This is a genomic window from Streptococcus sp. 9.1 (assembly GCF_016648815.1).
GTDB lineage: Bacteria > Bacillota > Bacilli > Lactobacillales > Streptococcaceae > Streptococcus > Streptococcus salivarius_E.
Genome location: NZ_JACLQS010000020.1, coordinates 1 through 20,918, shown reverse-complemented (window position 1 = coordinate 20,918; position 20,918 = coordinate 1). Strand labels below are relative to the sequence as shown.

Here is a 20,918-nt window from a genome sequence, read left to right as displayed (position 1 = left end):
ACATAAACAGATATTGATTAAATTGACGATAAAAACTATAATCTAGTTACAAGAGTTATGCACTTAATACTCATTCCTTTATTGTTAATGACTAGTTTTTCAACTTATCGCTTGTTATAAAAAAAGAGGTACTATGTCTATTTCGTTTACTTATTGTGGCGTTGCATGTGGCATCATTTCCATTGATAATCAATTTCATATTGGAATTGATCCTGACTTATCTCCTAAGGGAACTTTAGTTCAGTTTAAAGGATTTGTCTCCGAGAAACAAACTCATGTTCATAAGGATGAGTCTCTTCTTAGCAAAGTTGATGTATGGTTAATTACTCATGGGCATCAAGATCATTTGGATGATCTAGGGAAAGATTATCTGAAAGGGAAGACAGTTATTTCTCCCAATAAAAAAATTTTAGATGGGGTGCCATGCTTAAATAATAGTGTTTTAAAATGGGGAGAAGAACAAGCATTTCAAATCGCTGACTACTGTATCACCATTAAAGCATTACCGGCTTATCATGCCAGTAATTACATGATGCGAAAGATAATAGGTAAGGTAAGTGGCTATCAACTAACAATCACCAGTTCGTCAGAAACTAAAGTCATTTATTTTACCGGTGATACTGTTTTGTACCCAGACTTAACCAAAAATGTTCCTAAAAATATAGATGCTATTTTTGCTAATTTAGGTGCTGTAAAATCAGGTTCATTTGGTGGACCATTTACCATGGACTTAAAAATGTTAAACCGAATGAATAATCTCCTTCAACCTAAAAGGATTTATCCCATTCATATTGACGATTATAGTCATTATAAGACAACTAAAAAAGAAGTTGAAGCAGCAGGCTATAGGATTTTAGCTGTTGGTGAGACTATTGATATATAATTAAGTCGAATAAAGACTTTACATACTTTTGTATGGGAGTCTCGCTTGTGGTAACATCACTTCTATACTACAATATAGGAGAAGAAGCAAAAAAGGAGTATGCCATGCCAACTGAATATGAAAAGATGATTGCAGGTGACTTTTATAAACCTAGCGATCCTGAGTTACGTGCTCTAGCGGCCAGCTCAAGAGAAAAACAATGGGCCTTCAATGCTGAGCCTGACCGTCTCAAGAGGGCAGAGATTGTCAAATCTTGGTTTGGTTCGACTGGTGAAAATGTTGCCATGAATCCTCAGTTCGTTACGGATTACGGTGTTAATATCCATATCGGTGAAAATTTTTACTCTAACTGGAATTTGACCATGCTGGATGTCTGTCCTATCACGATTGGTGACAATGCCATGATTGGCCCTAATTGTCAGTTTTTGACGCCCTTGCATCCGCTTGATCCAACCGAGCGTAATTCAGGCATTGAATATGGTGCTCCAATTATGATCGGTGATAATTTCTGGGCCGGTGGAGGCGTGACCATCCTTCCAGGAGTGACCTTAGGGGATAATGTAGTTGCTGGAGCAGGAGCCGTAGTGACTAAGTCCTTCGGTGACAATGTTGTTCTAGGTGGGAATCCGGCGCGTGTGATTAAGGAAATTCCTGTAAAGAAAGACTAAATATAGCAACTCAAGGATTCTAGGTCCTTGAGTTTTCTATTTTTTGAAAGAATCTATTGACTTGAGCTAATAACTCTTCTATACTGTTAATCGCTAGTTAGCTAACAATATAGTTAAGGAGTCATTCTTTTGGACCATTTTGGACGCTTGTTGAAACAAGCCAATAACAATATGATGCGTCATTTTGACCAGTTTGCTAGGCAATATGATTTGACTGGAAATCAGATGGCTGTCATTGATTTTATAACCAATCATGCGGATCAAGAAGTCTTTCAACGTGACATTGAGCACGAATTTGAAATTCAGCGTTCGACAACGACAGTGCTCTTACAGCGAATGGAGAAGAAAGGCCTGATTGAACGCCACACATCTTCAAAAGATGCTAGGCAAAAGGCGGTCGTTTTAACGGATAAAGCCCTTAATATCGCTTCTGCCTGTCAATCTTATCTTCGAAAAGAGGAAGAAGAGTTTGCCCAGCAATTTTCAGCTAAAGAGAGGGAAGTCTTTCTCAAAATCTTACAACACTACCGTAATATTTAAGTTTATCTAGGAGGAACAAATACTTATGTCAGACGAAAAAATCTCCACCAAGGTCCTGTGTGCCATCTTTGCGACAGGAATCCTTTCATTTTGTGGAGTAGCTGGTGAAACAGCTATGAACATCACCTTTCCCGTATTGATGAAGGCATTTTCAGTCAATACGTCAACCGTACAATGGGTTACAACAATTTATCTCCTAGTGGTCGCTTGCGTGGTTCCCTTATCTGCCTATCTCAAGCGCTCGTTTAGGATGAAAACCATCTTTCTGGTCGCAAATCTCTTGTCTATTTTAGGTGTCCTCATCGACTTTATAGCGCCTAGTTTCGGTTTTGTTGTTTTGGGACGATTGGTTCAAGGGATGGGTGTTGGTTTTGCCCTACCTCTCATGTTTAACATCATTTTGGAGCAGGTGCCAAGTCGTAAGATTGGTCTCATGATGGGAGTTGGGACACTTATTACAGCCGTTGCTCCAGCCATTGGACCGACTGTTGGTGGTCTCTTGACAGCACACTTTGGTTGGCGTTCTATTTTCCTCGTCCAGTTTCCTATTCTCTTGGCTTCACTGATAGCAGGGATTCGCTCAATTGAGCAAAAGAGTGAGGTGCAACGTGAATCTTTAGATATCCTCAGTCTACTGGCTACTATCTTTCTTTTCTTGGGCTTGATTTTAGGCCTTCATGGGGTTGTTGACCATGCTTTCTTTAGTTTCTCAGTTCTTGGTTGGCTTTTGATTGGTATCTTAGGTCTTGTCGTTTTGATTTGGCGTTCAACAACATTGGACAACCCTATTATCAACCTCTCCATTTTGAAAAATCGTAAACTGACAGGTCATATCATCGCTTTCTTCTCTTTCCAATTGGGGTCCCTTGCGATGAGTTTTCTCTTGCCAAACTATGTGCAATTGGTTAACCACTCGAATACAACTTCTGCAGCTTTAATGTTGCTTCCAGGTGCTATTATTGGTGCAGGATTCGCCCCGTTCTCAGGTATCATTTTGGATAAGATGGGAGCACGTAAACCGATTTTGATTGGAGCAACCCTGATTGTACTCGCTCAGTTGTTATTTAGCTTATTTGGTCTCTCTCTTTCCAATACGTTGATCCTCGTCTTTTACATGATTTTCATGACGGGGCTTGGCGTTTCCTTTGGTAATGTCATGACCAATGGACAGAAACAACTGTCGCTAGATCAACGTGCTGATGCCAATGCCATCTTTAACACGCTCCAACAATTTGCAGGAGCAGTGGGAACAACGTTAGCCTCTCTAATTGTTGCTATGAGTCAAGCTAATCACAAGATTGACTTTGCACAAGCAACGGCTCAAGGTAGTCGAAATGGCTTTATGGTCTTATTTGCTCTAGCCATTTTCCAACTCCTTGTCTTAGTTAGCGTTGTCAAAAAGAACGATTAATAAGGTGTTTGAAGCAAAGGAAACATGCTTTCCCTTGCTTTTTCTTTCCTTAAATGAAATACTAATCTTACTGCAAATTTTAGTGTTGCTTTAAGGTTTATGACTTATAATAACCTTAAAGAATTAACCAGTCTTCGATGAAGATACTAGAAGGAAGGGAAGGCCCATGTCTTTACTTAAGAAAATTCATCCTGACCAGCCGCTCAAGGAACTGAGATGGTTTGATATCGGTATTGTTACGCTGATTATGTTTGGTCAGTTTATTGTTCGTTCGACACAAATGTATTTGGCCAGTTTGTCTCCAAGCCTTTCTACCGCAATCAGTGAGACATCAACAATTACAGCCAGTGAAGGAGCAGCTTACTCTAGCAATTTCACCTTGCAGATTATCCTCCTAGCCTTAGCGATTATTTATCTCTGGATACGTCATTTTGACTTTAAACAACTGCCAATCCGTCTAAAGTGGTCTGTTCTCTTTTGGGTACCCTTTATTTTCGCTATCATGGGCTTATTTGCTGATATGGTAAGTACTTTGTCAGGACAATATAATTATTTTAGTCCTCAAGTTCTAGGCTTTATTAGCCCTATGGCTGTGATTGATAAGTTTATGGCTTTGTCACCTATGACAATTGCTTATGGCTTGCTCAACGGTTTCTACGAGGAATTTTTCTTCCTAGGACTCTTGACCTCGGTTAAGGACAAGTATAAGTGGTTGGTCTTGCTCTTCTCAACCATTGTCCGTGTGTCCTTCCATACCTATCAGGGCATGCTATGGGCTCTGGTTATCGGTGTGGCCTTTGGTCTCCTCTATTATTTCCTTTATAAATACAAGGTTAAAAATTTGCTTCCATTTTTCCTCGTTCATGCCTTAGCAGATATGTTTGGCTCGAGCTTAATTTATCTCTTGGTAAACTGGAATTATTAGTCAAACAACTCCCTTCGTTAAGTACGAGGGGAGTTGTTTTTTATGGTTAGATAATATCTAAATTAACATAATACTGTCTCATTTAGCTAAATAGTTCTTTTAAGAAGTTAAGAACCTTAGGATGAAGATTATTTTCCTTGAGGGTGATAAGAGAAACATAAAGGGTCAGACGTTCATTCTTAACCATTGGAATAGCAATTAAATCTTTATCTTCCTTTGTTATAGCAATCTCAGAAAGAAGGCTGATACCAACTTTTTTACGAAGGAGTTGTTTAAGCAAATTAACATCATCAGTTTGAAAAAATGGTGTTGCGGCATGATGATGCTGATCATTCAGATGTTGAAATGCTTTTAGATGAACAAAATGTTCGTCTAAAATAATAAAATCTTCATTTATAACGTCTGAGAAAGCGATAGTTTCTTTATCTGCTAATGGGTGTCCTGATGGCAGAATATAATAAAGATCACTTGTCATAAGGTTTCTAACTGAAAATCGTTTATCAAGAATAGGTTCTAAGCTTCCAATAAAACTGGCATCTAGTTCTCCGCTAGATAAGAGATTTAGAAGTTCAATAGAGCCCTCTTGTATAGGGTGAATATTTCGAAGTGCAGAGACATTTTCAATAAAAGCAGGCTCTAAACGAACAATGTAGTCAATAATAAGAGGTGGAAATCCGATTGTATCATAGGAAGAAATGCTTCGTAGTATTTCCTTTTTGGCACCTTGAAGTTCTGGAAGCACTTTTTTTATATGTCGCAATAAAATATCACCTTGTGGTGTTAATTTAAAGGTTCTGTGAGAAGGGTCATGCATAATTAGTTGACAATGAAACTCTTTTTCTAATCGTTTAATCGCATAAGAAATGGATGGTTGACTCACCTCATGTTTTCGGGCTACATCAGTGAAAGATTGTAAGTTACTTAGGTCATAAAAGTAGTATAAGTCTTTAAGGTTCATAAAATCTCACTTTCAAAAGCATGTTAAAAGGATATATATAGTCAAAGTCGGCTGAAGTGATAAGTAAATCTTATCCGTGGTTACGTATTTGACTATAAGTTTTTTAATGAGTTAAAATACGATGATGAGTCAGGAGGCAACTACAGGCTATCTAAAATATCTTCAAAGATGGTTAAGAGTTTCTCCCTCTTTGTAGCAGGAAGTTGTTTTAGCTTCATGTTAACTCTTTTCAGTGAGAGGTTATCGGTTCTGTCAGTGGTGGCCTCGAGGCTGTTAAAATTGAAAAATTCCTCTGGCGTCAAGTTTAAGGCAACAATCACTTTTTCTAGACTGTGAATGGTCAGATTCACATTTTGGTTTTCTAGTTGATTGATATACTTGAGTCCGAGTCCTGCCTGTTCCGAAAGTTCCTCTTGGCTCATTTTATTTTGTGTGCGAAAATATTTCACCTTTTGTGAAATATATTTTTGTAAATAATTTTTAGTTGTCATATAAACAGAATACAAGTTTTAAATGACAAAAATAACTTTTTAAACAATACGAAGTACGATATAAGATTATTATTGTCCATTATAGCATAAAAGAAATTAACGGACATTAAATGATACACTGTTCTTTTAATCGTACATAAATGGTAGTATAATATAGAAAAAGGAGGTCGCATTATGACTGCACATGATATTTTAAACAACCCTTTCCTTAACAAAGGAACTGCCTTTACTTTGGAAGAACGTCAGGAGTTAGGTTTGGTTGGACTCTTGCCACCTTACGTTCAAACCATTGAAGAACAAGCAACGCAAACTTATGCGCAAATGCAAACGAAGGTCAACGATTTGGAAAAACGTTTGTTCCTAATGGAAATTTTTAATACAAATCGTACTCTTTTTTACTACCTATTTGCTCAACATTTGGAAGAGTTTAATCCCATTGTCTATGACCCAACCATTGCTGATACCATTGAGGGTTATAGCGACCTCTTTGTAGATCCACAATATGCCGCATATCTTGATATCAATCATCCTGAAAATATCGAAGCAACTTTGAAAAATGCAGCAGGGGACCGTGAAATTCGTCTCATTGTTGTGACAGATGCAGAAGGTATTCTTGGTATTGGTGACTGGGGTACAAATGGTGTCGATATTTCTGTTGGGAAACTGATGGTCTATACTGGAGCTGCAGGAATCGATCCTTCAATGGTGCTTCCTTTGGTCATTGATGCAGGTACCAACCGTGAAGAATTACGTAACAATCCTAATTACTTGGGAAATCGTCACGAACGTGTACGTGGTGAACGTTACTATGATTTTATCGATCAATTTGTCCAAACTGCAGAACGTCTTTTCCCTAAACTCTACCTTCACTGGGAAGATTTCGGTCGCTTAAACGCTGCCAACATCCTTGAAAAATATCGAAAACAAATCCCAACCTTTAACGATGATATTCAAGGAACTGGTATTGTAACCCTCGGTGGAATCTTTGGTTCATTGGATATTACAGGAGAAAAATTAACGGATCAAGTTTATCTCTGCTATGGTGGTGGGACTGCTGGTGCAGGGATTGCCTCTCGTGTCCTTCGCGAAATGGTTAGTGAAGGTCTGCCTGAAGAAGAAGCTTATAAACGCTTCTTTATGGTGGATAAACAAGGTCTCCTCTTTGATGACATGGACGACCTAACTCCGGAACAAAAACCATTTGCTAAGAAACGCTCTGATTTTGCCAATGCAGACAAGTTGACGGACCTTCTTGAAGTAGTGAAGACTGTTAAACCAACGATTCTTGTGGGAACTTCAACTCAGCCGAATACTTTCACAAAAGAAATTGTAGAAGCTATGTGTGAAAACACAGAACGTCCTATCATTTTCCCATTGTCAAACCCAACCAAACTAGCTGAGGCAAGTGCCAAAGATTTGATTGAATGGTCAGACGGAAAAGCATTTGTTGCGACAGGAATTCCAGCTGGTACAGTTTCCTATAAAGGTGTGGACTACGTGATTGGTCAAGCGAATAATGCCCTGATTTACCCAGGTCTTGGACTAGGTATGCTGGCTTCTGAAGCGAGTCTTTTGACGGATGAAATGATTGGAGCTGCCGCACATTCATTGAGTGGTATTGTCAATCCAGGCGAACCAGGAGCACCAGTCTTGCCTCCATTCAAGTATGTAGCTGATGTTTCTATCAAAGTAGCAGAAGCAGTTGCTAAAAAAGCGCAAGAACAAGGTCTTGCGCGTGCTGAAGAAACAGATATGGCTAAAGCAGTCCGTGATTTGAAATGGTATCCAGAATATAAATAAGTAAATTTAATGGAGGTGTACGAGTGCGACTAGATGCCTCGTACGCCTTTTACTGTATATCCTAATATATAGAAAGGAAGATTATGGAAATATTTTTAACTTCGATTCAGAGTATTGTACCCATTATCGTCATCATCATTCTTGGTTATTTCTTACAGGTCCGTGGGTGGTTTAAAGAGAGTTTTGGAAATGACTTATCTAAACTCATTATGAACGTGGCCATGCCAGTTGCGATTTTTACCTCTGTTCTTAAATATTTAACTTTAGATAAGCTAATTAGCTTGTCTGGCGGTTTGTTGTATACGTTTATCGCCTTCATTCTTGGTTACCTAGCGGCCTTTATCGCAGTGAAAGTTTTTAAAGTGCGCCCAGGTCGTCGAGGAACCATGATTAATACCTTTGTTAATGCCAATACTATTTTCATTGGTTTGCCTTTAAATATCGCTCTGTTTGGAAATCAAGCCCTTCCTTACTTCTTGGTGTATTATATTACAAATACTGTCTCTACTTGGACCTTAGGTGTCTATCTGATGACTTCTGATAGCAAAGAAGGGGCTTCAAAACAGGCTCAAAAATTTAATTGGAAGAAGCTCTTCCCAGCTCCTTTATTAGGATTTCTCGTAGCCCTCGTATTTTTGGTGTTAAGTATTCCTGTCCCAAGTTTTGCGGAAAGTACTTTGACTTATATTGGTAGTTTAACAACGCCGTTATCTCTTGTCTATATTGGTATCGTCCTAGCTAAGGCAGGGCTTCAGACTATTCGCTTTGATAAAGATACTATCATCACACTGGTTGGACGTTTTATCCTTGCACCTGTCATCATGCTCCTGGTTTTGAAATTCTTCTCTCCAAATATGGTAGCACCAGAATTTAGAACCTTTATGATTCAATCTGCAACACCAGCCTTGGCAGTTCTTCCTATCCTTGCCAATCAAGGTAAAGGCGATGTTGAGTTTTCAACGAATGTGGTCACTCTCAGTACGGTTTTATTTGTGATTGTGATTCCGATTTTACAGACATTATTAGGATAAAAGGAGTAGAGTTTGCAAATATTTTTAAATTGGGTTAAAAAATGGCAAACACTTATCAAACTCGTTTTATTTCTATCTATTGCTAGTCTAGTTATTGTAGAGATAACTAGACTTTTTAAGACGATTTCGTTTGATAAGATTGTAGAAATACTGGGGAAACTGTCTCCACTAAATGTCATCTTTTTAGCATTGTTTGGTTTTATGGCTGTTGCGCCAATGATCTTCTATGATAGTATCTTAAATAAAGAGCTAAATCAGAAACAAAAATTATCTTACTTACTAGAAACTAGCTGGACCATTAATAGCTTGAATAATATGATTGGCTTTGCCGGCTTGGTAGATATTGGTTTACGATATTCTTTCTATGGAGATGAAGAACGACCTGAAAAAAGTATGCAGGGCATTTCTCGTGTCATTCCTTATTTCATGAGTGGATTTTCACTGTTTGCCCTGATAAGCTTGGTTTTGACAGGTTTATTCCCTTTATCAATTGGTATTAAGCAGTATTGGCCAGTCCTTTTAGGAGCTAGTCTCTATCTCCCAATTGTTTTATTTGTTTCAAATAGAAAAAATTGGGCCTATTTTGGCCAGCTGGGTGGAAAGACAATTTTATCTTTAGTATTAGCTTCTGCCCTTGATTGGGCTTGTGTACTAAGTTTTTTCCTTTTGGTTGGGTATATTTTGGGCTATAATTTACCAAGTTATGATGTAATTCCCCTCTTTATGATTGCTATTACAATTGGGATTATGTCAATGATTCCAGGTAGTCTAGGTAGTTTTGATTTAATTATGGTATCTGGTTTAGTTGGTCTTGGGATTGATAAAGCTCAGGCACTAAGTTGGTTACTTGTATTTCGGTTATTCTATTATATTCTCCCTTTTTGTTTAGGAGTAGTTTTATTCTTAAAGAATATGGGTGGACGACTTAATGAGAAATATTTAGGAATTCCTCAAAAGGTCATTGAAGCCTTATCCGCTATAGTATTGGTTTGGGGGTTGCGACTCTTTGGTTTCTTTCTTATCGTTTCAGCTATAGTTCCTCAAGAATTAGGACATCTTCCTTTGCTTAGAGAACTTACACCTAGCACTGGACAGTTTGTTTTTCAACTTCCTAGTATTGTTCTTGGTGTTCTGTTCTTCCTTTTAGCAAGATTAGTTAAACGACGTTTAAAATTTACGTTAACACTGGCTACTGTCCTAGGGCTAGTAAGTCTTGTTTATTTGAATATTGGTAGTTTTTCATTACCAAGTAGTCTTTTCTTAGTGGTTCTCTTGTTTCTCGTATGGTGGAATAAGGATACATTTGTTCGCAGACATTATATTTATGCTTGGGAAGATTGTTATAAAGATATATCCTATATTGGTGGTAGTTTCTTCTTGACGCTTGTTTTGTTAGGACATTTGAATCCACATCATGTGTTTAAGTTAAAACATCTCTCTCATCTGGTTACACACTGGATTCATTTTCTTGGTTTATCTCTGATATTGGTTATTTTGTATGTTTTGGTTCTTCGTGAAAGTAATAAAATTAAAGAGAACTTCGGAGAAGTTTTCGATAAACAACGATACCAAGACTTTATCGCAACAATCCCAAATTTAAATTTAGATGCTGCCTTAGCTTTTTTAGGTGATAAATATCTTTATTGGTACCAGGAGGATGGTCAAGACAAAGTTGTTTTCCAATTCGCAATTGAAAATAACAAGTGTGTTGTTATGTCGGATCCACTAGCACACTTAGGCTACTTAGAAAAAGGCTTATCACAGTTTCTAGCAGAAGCGGAGAATGCAAATATCTCTGTTATTTTCTATGAAGTTAATCAAGAAACAACCCTTTTACTTCATGAATATGGATACGACTTTATGAAGTTTGGTGAGACTGCTCAGGTATCACTCGATGAATTTACAACTGAAGGAAAACACGGGAAGAAGTTTAGAACGGTTGTGAATAAGCTAGAAAATAAAGGATATCAATTTCAAGTATTACAACCGCCTTTTGATAAAAAGATGCTTAATACCCTAAAAGAAATATCGGATAGTTGGCTAGATGGTCGCCAAGAAAAAGGTTTTTCACTTGGCTATTTTGATGAAAAGTACATTCAATTAGCTCCAATAGCTCTTGTAAGTGATGAGGAAGATAACATTCAGGCTTTCGTTACCTTTTTAGCTAGCAATGGACCTAACGAAGCAAGCATTGACCTGATGCGTTACGACTTAAAGACAGCCCCTAATGGTATCATGGATTATCTTTTTGTAAAATTATTACTTCATTTTAAAGAAGAAGGAGTTACCTTCTTTGATTTAGGTATGGCGCCATTGTCAAATGTAGGAACTGAGAAACATAGTTTCTTACAGGAAAAAGTGGCTTATCTCATCTATGCCTTTACCAATCGCTTCTATTCTTTTAGTGGTCTTAGACAATATAAACAAAAGTTTAATCCAATCTGGTCAACACGATATGTCGCTTATCCCCGTGATACATGGCTTATACTAGATATGTTAGCCATTTATAGAGTTGATAATCGCAAAGTAAAGAGATTATCGTAATAACTATTAGTTTTAAACAGCATATGATGACTTTTGAGCTTTATTATGACTTCCGATAGTTTGTCTAAGTAAGGGATTTAGTTCCGTGTAAAACTGAGCTAAATCCTTTTTATCTTGTAAAAATCAGCACAAATAGAAAGTTATAAATATATTTAATTAGGGAATGATTTGATTTTTATTAAAAATATGAGATAATAGATTTGGACTAATTTATAAACAGCAATTTTAGAGGGAGACAATGATGTCAAAACGACTATTTTCGGATGAGCCGAATGCCCCCAAACCCCTTAAGGAGCTTTTCTGGGAAAATGCAGAAAAAGCTCGTATGGGGGAATTTTGGAAAGACAAAAAGAGTTACAGAGAGCTCTCAGAAGCCACGGGGATTCCGGCAGGAAGCCTTCGGATGCTCTTTATGAACAAGCCTAAGGGAAATATCCTAAAGATTGTAACCATTACTAACGGTCTGGCCAAGGTGACTGGAAAAAACATTACACTTGGAAAGCTCTTAGCTCGAAATAATCAGCATGAGGTTTTTGAGTTTCCAAGAGATCCTGATCAGGTCACCCAAAACTTGTGGCACAACATTCGCAAGAAGCTGGAAATCACGGAAGATATGGATGAGGGGGAAGTCAGAGAACGCATGACAGCCTTTGTAGTCTCATCTGGTATGGCTCAAACCAACTATAACCTGATCAATCAAAGAGGAACGGTTTCGCTTGATACTTTGGAAAAATTTTCAAAAAGACTTAGAGTTGAGCCTTATGAATTGTTGGCTACCATCAGACGAAGGGAGATTATTGATAGGGATGACTTCCCTGTTCCTAAGGAAAATGTTAGCGACTCCCACATCGATATTGGTAAGCTCAATACATTCATTAAATCACAACCTTACTCGCCCAACGGTCAAGAGGTAGCCTCTGCAGACTTAAGCCCACAGAATCTTTATCATTATTATTCAAAAGGAACTATCGGAGATATGCCCATAAAAACGGCCTATAAGTTTAAAAGACTTGTAGATATTTATGAAGCAGAATATGGTCCCCTTGAACCTTCAAGTCGAGTTTTAGATGTCAAGGAACTGGAAAGATTCCTTTATAGTGGAATGATTACTGGTTATGCCATTGCTAAGACAGGGTTGATGAATGCGACCAATGGAAATCTCTATATCAAGGGCAAACGTCCTATCGAATCTATGCAACTGGATCGTGCCTTCGGTCTTTATAAACACCTAAAAAGACTGAAAAAGGAGCAATAAATTCTTTACCTAACAAAAAGCCAAAATCAGCATGCTGATTTTGGCTTTTTGTTTGTTTTTTATCTGTATGACTAGTAAGAATAATTTTAGTCAATTTTCGGACTTATTTTACAATTGCTTCGCACGTCCATTTTCATCAAAGTGATAAGTCACACCATTGATGGTACGTGTTTGGTTGGTTACAAGCTCACCAGAGTTTTCGTCATAATAACGAGTTCCCTTGTAGTCTGTAACGAAATCACCCTTCACTTGTTTACCTTCATAATCAAAGTAGAGGTGTTGACCATTGACGACTTGATCGAAGAGGAGAGCCTTACCATCGTTACCGAAGTAGTACCAGTTGCCTTTCCAATTAACGAATTGATTGGTTACAGCAGCTCCAGTCTCAGCATCGAAGTAGTAGTAACTATAGAGTTTAGGTTTGATAATAGTACTGCTAGATGTATGAGGATATCTAGATGATTCTTTTTGCTCAGGACTAAGCACTTCATCTTTTGCGAGAAAACCAGTAACTGAGCTAACTGACCAGGTATTATCAAGGTAATAGAGTTTACCATCTATTTTTTGAAGACCTAAAAGTTTGTTACCATTTTCATCAGTATAGTACCATTGAGGGCCTACTTGATGGAAGCCTTTTTCTCTAACTGCAGCCCCAGTAACTTTATCATAGAAAGGTCCAGAACCGTAAGGTCCAAAAGTTCCTCGACGGGCTTGTCCATCTTCATAGAACGAATAGGTTACACCATTAATGGTTTGAGAATCAGAAAGTGGTTTTCCATCTTTATCATAATAGAAGAGACCATTATCAACATGAACAAATTGGTTCCGTGGGACTTCCTTCTGTTCACCGGTATCCTTATCATAGTAGTGGCCGTTTTTAACCACGTTTTTGAATTGTGTTCCGAGGTGGTCGTCAAAGTAGACAGGGACACCATCAATGGTATGAGCACCTTTTAGAATATTACCTTGCTTATCTGCATAGAACCACTTACCTCGAGTTGTAAAGTAACGACCCTTAACAAGTTCACCAGTATCCTTGTCGTAATACTTAACTGGGGTACCGAAGACAACAAAGTTATCATAGAAAACATTAATACCATCTTCATCTACAAAGTCATCTTTAGCTTGTATTCCAAATACCTTGTCGAAATGTACCTGAACACCATTGATGACGTGATCCCCTTTAAGGATTTTGCCATTTGAACCAACATAATACCAATGGTTATTAATATTATGGTAACGATTTTTTTCGAGTGTGATTCTCACACCAGAGTCTTTATCATAGTAGTAACCATCGTCTCCAAAATCACCTTTCACTTGTCGACCATAATAAGAATCAAAGTAGACAGGAACATTATTTATGGTTTGTGAACCTTTTAGTGGTTTGCCCTCAGCATCCACATAGTACCAATATTTATCTACATTGACATAACGGTTGGTCACGAGTGCACCAGTTGAAGTATCGTAGTATTTACCATTACCTCCAAAGTCACCTTTCACTTGAGCACCGGTCTTATTATCGAAATAGTACTCTTTACCATCAATAAGAGTAGCACCTTTCACGGGGATACCTTTTGCGCCGATAAAGTAGTTTTTGTCTTTAACTGTTACGAAACGGTTAGTTACTAGCTTACCAGTGTGTTCATCATAATAGCGGTTTTCCTTATCGAAATCACCTTTTATTTGAATACCATTTTCATCGAAATAGACCTGAGCCCCATTGATGATATGGCTACCCTTTATGATTTGTCCGCTATTATTGAGATAATACCATTTTCCTTTGATTTCAACAAAACGATTGGTTCCTAAATTAACGAAAACACCATCCTGATCGTAAAAGTGTCCATTAGGAGCAAAGCGGTCAATGATTTGAGTACCGGATTTATCATCAAAGTATACTGATCTACGATTAATTCGATACTCACCGTACACGGGGTTCCCATTATCATCTAGATAGTAACGTTCATATTGTTTCGTATCGTTGCTGTAGGCTACGATAAATTGACTTTTGAGAAGGGCACCAGAATCTTTGTCATAGAAATTTAGTTTTTTAGCATTATTAGGATCCTTTGCAAAAACGCCTTTAGCTTGCACGCCATTTTCTTTATCGAAATAGACTTGAACCCCATCAATAGTTTGTGGTCCAGTCAGGTCATTACCATTGGCATCTCGGTAATGCCATTTACCGTTTTGGTCACTGTAATATTGACCACCTGTAATGTTTACGTTCTCATTAATAACAGGAGTTGTTGTAGTTGTTTCACTAGTTACACTGTCTCTTGTTGAAGCTGCGTGTGCTTCAACGGTTGTTGTTTCAGTAGGTGCTTGACTTTCACTAGTGGTTGCTGAAGCCGTTTCTCTAACGTTTTCCGAACTTGCTAACTCTGGAGCACCTGTTGAACTTTCAGCAGAAGATATTGCTTCAATACCCTTTGTTTCAACTAAGTCTGCTGTTGTTTCAACATTGGCAATAACACTTGTTGTTGTGTCAATCTTGTGTGTTTCACCAGTAGTTACTTCATCCGCAAAAGCAACTCCTGCAATAAGCGCAAAACTTGCAAGAGCTGATGCACATGAAAATGCAATAAGATAGTTTTTAGATGTTTGATGTTTGACCTTATTATTTGTTTCCATAACAAATACCTCCCCTTTTTAATTTATATTATAATGCAATAAGAAAGCCTTTTCAATATTAAAAATAAAAAGGCTTTCTTTTAATGTGAAGAGATTGATAAAAGAGAATAACATCTATTTTTCTGGCTATTAGGTGAGATTTTTCCAGTTCTTAGTAATTCAAACAATTATCAAAAAACAAAAAAATCCAGGACCTGCGCCCTGGATTTAGGAGATTATGAAAAAGAAAAGTTTTAGGATGTTTATAGTATATAAAGCAAAGCCTAAAGTTTTCTTAAAGCAGACAAAAATTATTTTCGTGGATTTTAAAAAGGAAGTTAAAATTAATCAACTTCCTCTAGTATAGATATCTGCGAGAAAAACTTAGTCTATTTTACTAAAATCCTTATAATTGCTTCGCACGCCCAATTTCATCAAAGTGATAAGTCACACCATTGATGGTACGTGTTTGGTTGGTGACGAGCTCACCAGAGTTTTCGTCATAATAACGAGTTCCCTTGTAGTCTGTAACGAAATCGCCCTTAACTTGTTTACCTTCATAATCAAAGTAGAGGTGTTGACCATTGATGACTTGATCAAATAGAAGAGCCTTTCCATCGTTACCGAAGTAGTACCAGTGTCCATCTGCATAGACGAATTGGTTGGTTACAGCAGCTCCAGTCTCAGCATCGAAGTAGTAAGTTGGGTTGTCTTCTGCTCTATTTGGGAAGGAAATATAAAAGTAAGGTCTAGCTAATTGTCCACGAACTTGTTCGTTTGTTTCGTATTTGTTCATTGGATTGTTAGAGAAGAAATAAAGCTTACCATCAATTTCTTTAAGGCCCTTTGCTTTTTTTCCGTCTTCCTCTATATAGTACCAACGACCATAAGATTTAACAAAACCAGTTTTTTTCACAGCTTCGCCAGTTTCGTCATCATAGTAAGGTGGCTCTTGGTATACGTTAAAGGAACCACGAAGAACTCTACCATATCGACCAACATAGTAATCCTTACCATCAATAGTTATATTCCCAGTTCGTCCATTACTGCTAATGTAGTATAAATCGTCACCAATCTTAATAAACTTATCACGAGGGAGTTCTTTTCGTGCTCCACTATCTTTATCGTAGTAGTAACCATCTAGAACAGTATCTTTAGCTTGTACACCATTATAGTCAAAGTAAACGTGTACCCCATCGATGGTTTGTGAGCCTTTAAGGATATTACCTTCTGCATCTGCATAGTACCATTTACCATCATGGCTAAAGTATTGACCTTTTACAAGAGCTCCAGAATTTTTATCATAGTACTTAACTGGGCTAGTATAGGAGTTTGCTTTAACCGCATGCCCATTACTATCGGTAAATTCTCCTTTAATTTGATTACCATAATATGGATCAAAGTGAACCTGTACCCCGTCGATGGTTTGTGAGCCTTTAAGGATTTTTCCTTCTCCATTAAGATAGTACCAGTTATCGTTGATGTAAACGTAGCGATTGGTACCAAGGTCTACTTTAGCACCAGAATCTTTGTCGTAGAAGTAGCCATCGTTACCAAAGACACCTTTGGCTTGTTTACCATCATAAGGGTCAAAGTATACAGGAACATTGTTAATGGTTTGAGATCCTTTAAGTCGTTTACCGTCATTGTCTACATAATACCAGTCTTTGTCGACTTGGACATAACTATTGATTACGAGAGCACCAGTGATTCCATCATAATATTTATCGTTAGTAGCGAAATTTCCTTTGACTTGGGCTCCGGTTTTCTCGTCAAAGAAGTATTCAGTGTTGTCAATGACTGTTGCTCCTTTGATAGCTTTGCTATCGGCTCCAATGAAGTAGGTCTTGTCATTAACGGTAACGAAACGATTAGTAACTAAATTTCCAGAGTCTTTATCGTGAAATTGATTTTTATAGTCAAAATCTCCTTTAACCTGTTTGCCACCATATTCAAAATAAACGTGAGCGCCGTCAATAGTTTGCTCACCTCTCAAGATTTTTCCATCTTCACCGACATAGTACCAGTTGCCTTTGACCTGAACATAACGATTGATACCAAGGTTGACACGATTACCGTCTTGATCGTAAAAGTAGCCATCGTCAGCAAAATTGTCGAAAACCTGGCTTCCCTCGTAGGTATCGAAGTAGACTTGTTTACCGTCAATTGTTTGAGGACCAGTTAACCGAATTCCTTGGTCGTTAACATAATAACGCTCAATTCGATGTTTGTAAGGATTGTAAGCGATAACATATTGATTGGTGGCAAGAGCACCAGTATCCTTATCGTAGTATCGAGATTTATTATCTTCCTCATCTTTAACAAAATAGCCTTTAGCCTGAATACCATTCTGATGGAAGTAGACCTTAACGCCATCGATGGTTTGTGGTCCCTTTAAAATAGCACCATCATTTCCAGCATAGTACCATTCCCCGTTTAATTCGAAATAGCGGTTTCTTCCGAAATCCACTTGCTTACCATATTTGTCATAATAACGGCCATCAGGAGCAAAATTATTTGTAATTAGTTCCCCGTGTTTATCAAAATAATTCCATGCTCCATTAATTTCTTTGGAACCAATTGCCTTATTACCATTTTCATCAACGTAATAGGTTCTACCATATTCTTCAACGAATTTATTAGTAACAAGAGCACCAGAATCTTTGTCATAATAGTGACCGTCCCAGCCAAATCCCCCTTTAACCTGAACACCGCCTGAATTGAAATAGACCTTAACGCCATCAATAGTTTGTGGTCCAGTTAGGTCTTTACCGCTAGCATCTTTGTAACGCCAGTAGCCGTATTCGTCTCTATAGTACTGACCACCGGTGACATTTGTTTCACTGTTTGAAGTTTCGTTAGCTGTTGCAGTCTCATTGGCAGCTCGGTCTGTAGTTACAGCCTCACGTGTTTGACCTGCGGCTGATTCTGTAGGAGCCTGGCTTTCGTTTGCAGTTGTTGAGGCAGTTTCACTGACAACTTCAGAGCTTGCAGCAGAAGTTGTGGCTTGTTCTGAGACATTTGTAGTGCTTTGAGTGGTGCCTAAATTTTCAGTAGTAGCAGGAGCTTCGACAACCTTAGTTTCTACGAGGTCTGCGGTAGTTTCCACATTTGCAGTGGTAGTAGCGTTCACATCAAGGTTTGATGAGTTATCAGCTTTAGCTTCCTCAGCGAAGGCAGGCTTTGCGATGAGGGCAAAACCTGCAAGAGCAGTTGCACATGAGAATGCAATCAGACGTTTTTTGGACTTAGGTCCAGTAAAATTAGAATGTACTTTCATACTTTTTCCTCCATTTCCTAAGTCCTATTATAGCGCTATTTTAGAGACTTTCAAGAAAATATAAGAAATTTAGACAAAAATAAGAAAACGATTACATAGGAAAGCGAGTAAATGGCAAATGTCACAATTTTTGCAATCATAGGAACTTAAAAAATAAAAAAATCCAGGACCTGTGCCCTGGATAAGGAGATTATGAAAAAGAAAAGTTTTAGGATGATTATAGTATATAGAGCAGAGCCTAAAGTTTTCTTAAAGTAAGGAATAGCTTAAACTTTAGTCGCGTTACCATTTTCATCAAAATGATAAGTTACACCTTTGATAGTACGTGTTTGGTTAGTGACGAGTTCACCAGAGTTTTCATCGTAGTAGTGACCATCTGGTGCAAAAGCGCCTTTAACTTGTCTACCATGATTTTTATCGAAGTAAAGTTGTTGTCCATTAATCTGAACGGCACCAGTAGCTGCTGAACCATCCGCATAGAAGTAGTACCAGTAATTACCCCATTGATAGAAACGATTTTTAATTGCTCTACCGTCATGACCGAAGTAGTAGATTTTACCATCGATGTAATTAATACTGTCTTGCCACATGTCACCCAGTTGGGTGTACTTATAGGCACCTCCTCGACGGAAGTAATATAAATCACCATTGATTTCATGAAGTCCAAGGACTTTGTTACCTTTCTCGTCAAGATAGTAAGTTAAGCCTCTGTTATCTTTAACAAACCCAGCTTTGGTTACTTTGCGACCATTATCTTTATCGTAATAGTACTCAGGCATATAGACGCCATCTTGACCAAATCCTCCTTTAGCTTGTACCCCTCGATAGTTGAAGAAGACATCTTGTCCATCGATATTTCGAGCTCCTTTGACTGGTTTACCATCTTTACCTAAATAGAACCAATTACCCATGTATTCAACATAACGATTGGTTACAAGATTTCCTGAATTAACATCGTAGAATGCGTAGAGATCACCGTATGAATTTCCATAAGCTCCTTTAACCTGTTGGCCATTCTCACGGAAGAAGACTCTTTGACCGTTTATGATTTGAGCTCCAGTAAGGTTGTCTCCATTTGCGTTTTTATAATACCAATTTCCGTTATCATCACTATAATAACCATTTGGGTTAGGAGCATCCGTACCTACGCCATTTTCATCAAATCGATAGGTCATACCATTAACTGTTAGAGTGGTGTTAGAGACGCGTGCTCCTGAATCAGGATCATAGTAGCGAAGAGTACCATTGTCGAGAACAAGCTCTCCTTTAGCTTGACGACCATTAGCATATAGGTAAACGATTTGACCGTCTATATTGACTTCACCATCTTGAGGACGAATAGCATTACCATCCTCTCCGTAATAATACCATCCGTCAGACTCTTTAATATAGCGATTTTTTACTGCTTGACCAGTAATTGAGTCAAAATAGTAGCGACGGGTGATTTTAGTAGGATTACCATAACCATAACTATTACCACGTGGTGAATTTTTTCCCTCCTCAAGAGAGATACTAATACCTTTTTGTAGAGAGCCAATATAAACAGGGGTAGTAGCATCATATATTTTGAAATAAAAGAGGTTTCCGTCAATCTCACGAACTCCTGTAAACTTAGAGCCATCATTGTTGAGGTAGTAAGTTTTTCCTCCTTTATCATTGACAAGACCTTCTTTTCTTACTCGAGCCCCAGAGTCAGCATCGTAATAGAAAGTCATATGAGGATAACTATAAGACTCTCCGCTAAAGTCACCTTTGACTTGAATACCTTTATAATCGAAGTAGACTTCTTGGCCATTGATAGTTTGTTCACCAGTGAGTGGATAGCCATTTTCACCTAAATAGTACCAATTACCTTTGTATTCAAGGTATCGATTAGTCCATAATTGCCCAGTATCAACATCGTAGTAACGAAATAGATTATTATTCCAACCGATTAAAGGTCCCTTAACTTGTTGCCCATTACTGCGGAAATAAACATTTTGACCATCGATAGTCTGTTCGCCTACGAGGTTCTTACCACTAGCATCTTTATAATACCAGTTGCCTTGGTCATCACTATAGTACTGACCACCAGTGACGTTTGTTTCATTAGGTACTGAAGCTGCCTCACTGTCAGCTCGGTCTGTAGATACAGTTTCGCGTGTTTGGCCAGAGGTTGACTCTGCAGGAGTTTGGTTTTCACTTGCAGTTGTTGAAGCTGTTTCACTGGTAGTTTCAGAGCTTGCAGCAGAAGTTGTGGCTTGTTCTGAGACGTTTGTAGTGCTTTCAGTGCTAGCTACATTTTCAGTAGTAGCAGGAGCTTCAACAACTTTAGTTTCGACAAGATCTGCTGTGGTTTCCACATTGGTAGATGTTGCAGCAGTTGCATCAAGGTTAGATGCGTTGTCAGCTTTAGCTTCCTCAGCGAAAGCAGGTCTTGCGATAAAGGCAAAACCTGCAAGGGCAGTTGCACATGAGAATGCAATCAGACGTTTTTTGGACTTAGGTCCAGTAAAATTAGAATGTACTTTCATACTTTT

At 38.1% G+C, this 20,918-nt stretch carries 14 protein-coding genes; 9 read left to right on the top strand and 5 right to left on the bottom strand.

The annotated features are described in order from the left end of the window. Positions 1–133: 133 nt before the first annotated feature. From H7T93_RS09295 to H7T93_RS09275, 5 genes are all read left to right on the top strand, one after another. Entirely contained in the window at positions 134–883 is a 750-nt protein-coding gene (locus tag H7T93_RS09295) for an MBL fold metallo-hydrolase (protein WP_183137258.1), read from the top strand. Between the two features lie 104 nt (positions 884–987). Next, the gene (locus H7T93_RS09290; RefSeq protein ID WP_201041900.1) at positions 988–1,551 is read left to right on the top strand and encodes a sugar O-acetyltransferase; all 564 of its coding nucleotides are present in this window, start codon (positions 988–990) and stop codon (positions 1,549–1,551) included. 129 nt (positions 1,552–1,680) lie between these two features. Then, entirely contained in the window at positions 1,681–2,091 is a 411-nt protein-coding gene (locus H7T93_RS09285; RefSeq protein WP_014634770.1) for a MarR family winged helix-turn-helix transcriptional regulator, read from the top strand. A 25-nt stretch (positions 2,092–2,116) separates the two neighbouring features. Beyond that, positions 2,117–3,502, top strand: coding sequence for an MFS transporter (locus tag H7T93_RS09280; protein WP_080610701.1), 1,386 nt, complete (start codon positions 2,117–2,119; stop codon positions 3,500–3,502). Between the two features lie 166 nt (positions 3,503–3,668). Then, positions 3,669–4,427: a CPBP family intramembrane glutamic endopeptidase gene (locus H7T93_RS09275; RefSeq protein ID WP_201041899.1), complete on the top strand. Its 759-nt coding sequence runs from the start codon at positions 3,669–3,671 to the stop codon at positions 4,425–4,427. Between the two features lie 82 nt (positions 4,428–4,509). On the opposite strand, the gene H7T93_RS09270 is transcribed toward H7T93_RS09275, so the two are convergent. Beyond that, positions 4,510–5,385 (bottom strand): LysR family transcriptional regulator, encoded by an 876-nt coding sequence (locus H7T93_RS09270; RefSeq protein WP_179969493.1) that lies wholly within the window; start codon positions 5,383–5,385, stop codon positions 4,510–4,512. A gap of 140 nt (positions 5,386–5,525) precedes the next feature. Next, complete coding sequence (locus tag H7T93_RS09265; RefSeq protein ID WP_179969492.1) at positions 5,526–5,876, bottom strand: helix-turn-helix domain-containing protein; 351 nt, start codon at positions 5,874–5,876, stop codon at positions 5,526–5,528. 174 nt (positions 5,877–6,050) lie between these two features. On the opposite strand from H7T93_RS09265, the gene H7T93_RS09260 reads away from it, so the two are divergent. From H7T93_RS09260 to H7T93_RS09245, 4 genes are all read left to right on the top strand, one after another. After that, positions 6,051–7,676, top strand: a complete 1,626-nt coding sequence (locus H7T93_RS09260) for a malolactic enzyme (protein WP_201041898.1) — start codon at positions 6,051–6,053, stop codon at positions 7,674–7,676. 83 nt (positions 7,677–7,759) lie between these two features. Continuing rightward, positions 7,760–8,707 (top strand): AEC family transporter, encoded by a 948-nt coding sequence (locus H7T93_RS09255; protein ID WP_179969490.1) that lies wholly within the window; start codon positions 7,760–7,762, stop codon positions 8,705–8,707. A gap of 12 nt (positions 8,708–8,719) precedes the next feature. Further along, positions 8,720–11,251, top strand: a complete 2,532-nt coding sequence (gene mprF, locus H7T93_RS09250) for a bifunctional lysylphosphatidylglycerol flippase/synthetase MprF (RefSeq protein WP_073687987.1) — start codon at positions 8,720–8,722, stop codon at positions 11,249–11,251. A 241-nt stretch (positions 11,252–11,492) separates the two neighbouring features. Further along, positions 11,493–12,506: a hypothetical protein gene (locus H7T93_RS09245; RefSeq protein WP_201041897.1), complete on the top strand. Its 1,014-nt coding sequence runs from the start codon at positions 11,493–11,495 to the stop codon at positions 12,504–12,506. 108 nt (positions 12,507–12,614) lie between these two features. Here H7T93_RS09245 and H7T93_RS09240 read toward each other — a convergent pair whose 3' ends face one another. The 3 genes from H7T93_RS09240 to H7T93_RS09230 all read right to left on the bottom strand — a co-directional run bounded on the left by H7T93_RS09240 (position 12,615) and on the right by H7T93_RS09230 (position 20,912). Continuing rightward, complete coding sequence (locus H7T93_RS09240) at positions 12,615–15,140, bottom strand: N-acetylmuramoyl-L-alanine amidase family protein (RefSeq protein WP_175057660.1); 2,526 nt, start codon at positions 15,138–15,140, stop codon at positions 12,615–12,617. Between the two features lie 385 nt (positions 15,141–15,525). After that, complete coding sequence (locus H7T93_RS09235) at positions 15,526–18,399, bottom strand: glucosyl transferase (protein ID WP_201041896.1); 2,874 nt, start codon at positions 18,397–18,399, stop codon at positions 15,526–15,528. A gap of 266 nt (positions 18,400–18,665) precedes the next feature. Further along, positions 18,666–20,912 carry a glucosyl transferase gene (locus tag H7T93_RS09230; protein WP_201041893.1) on the bottom strand — a complete coding sequence of 749 codons (2,247 nt, stop codon included), beginning with the start codon at positions 20,910–20,912 and terminating at the stop codon, positions 18,666–18,668. Positions 20,913–20,918 lie beyond the last annotated feature (6 nt).

What these genes read in the sequence shown, in the direction of transcription:
- H7T93_RS09260 (WP_201041898.1), top strand. Translation starts at nt 6,051, where the DNA reads ATGACTGCACATGATATTTTAAACAACCCTTTCCTTAACAAAGGAACT.
- H7T93_RS09295 (WP_183137258.1), top strand. Translation starts at nt 134, where the DNA reads ATGTCTATTTCGTTTACTTATTGTGGCGTTGCATGTGGCATCATTTCC.
- H7T93_RS09280 (WP_080610701.1), top strand. Translation starts at nt 2,117, where the DNA reads ATGTCAGACGAAAAAATCTCCACCAAGGTCCTGTGTGCCATCTTTGCG.
- H7T93_RS09255 (WP_179969490.1), top strand. Translation starts at nt 7,760, where the DNA reads ATGGAAATATTTTTAACTTCGATTCAGAGTATTGTACCCATTATCGTC.
- H7T93_RS09275 (WP_201041899.1), top strand. Translation starts at nt 3,669, where the DNA reads ATGTCTTTACTTAAGAAAATTCATCCTGACCAGCCGCTCAAGGAACTG.
- H7T93_RS09265 (WP_179969492.1), bottom strand. Translation starts at nt 5,876, where the DNA reads ATGACAACTAAAAATTATTTACAAAAATATATTTCACAAAAGGTGAAA.
- H7T93_RS09290 (WP_201041900.1), top strand. Translation starts at nt 988, where the DNA reads ATGCCAACTGAATATGAAAAGATGATTGCAGGTGACTTTTATAAACCT.
- H7T93_RS09230 (WP_201041893.1), bottom strand. Translation starts at nt 20,912, where the DNA reads ATGAAAGTACATTCTAATTTTACTGGACCTAAGTCCAAAAAACGTCTG.
- H7T93_RS09270 (WP_179969493.1), bottom strand. Translation starts at nt 5,385, where the DNA reads ATGAACCTTAAAGACTTATACTACTTTTATGACCTAAGTAACTTACAA.
- H7T93_RS09235 (WP_201041896.1), bottom strand. Translation starts at nt 18,399, where the DNA reads ATGAAAGTACATTCTAATTTTACTGGACCTAAGTCCAAAAAACGTCTG.
- H7T93_RS09245 (WP_201041897.1), top strand. Translation starts at nt 11,493, where the DNA reads ATGTCAAAACGACTATTTTCGGATGAGCCGAATGCCCCCAAACCCCTT.
- H7T93_RS09240 (WP_175057660.1), bottom strand. Translation starts at nt 15,140, where the DNA reads ATGGAAACAAATAATAAGGTCAAACATCAAACATCTAAAAACTATCTT.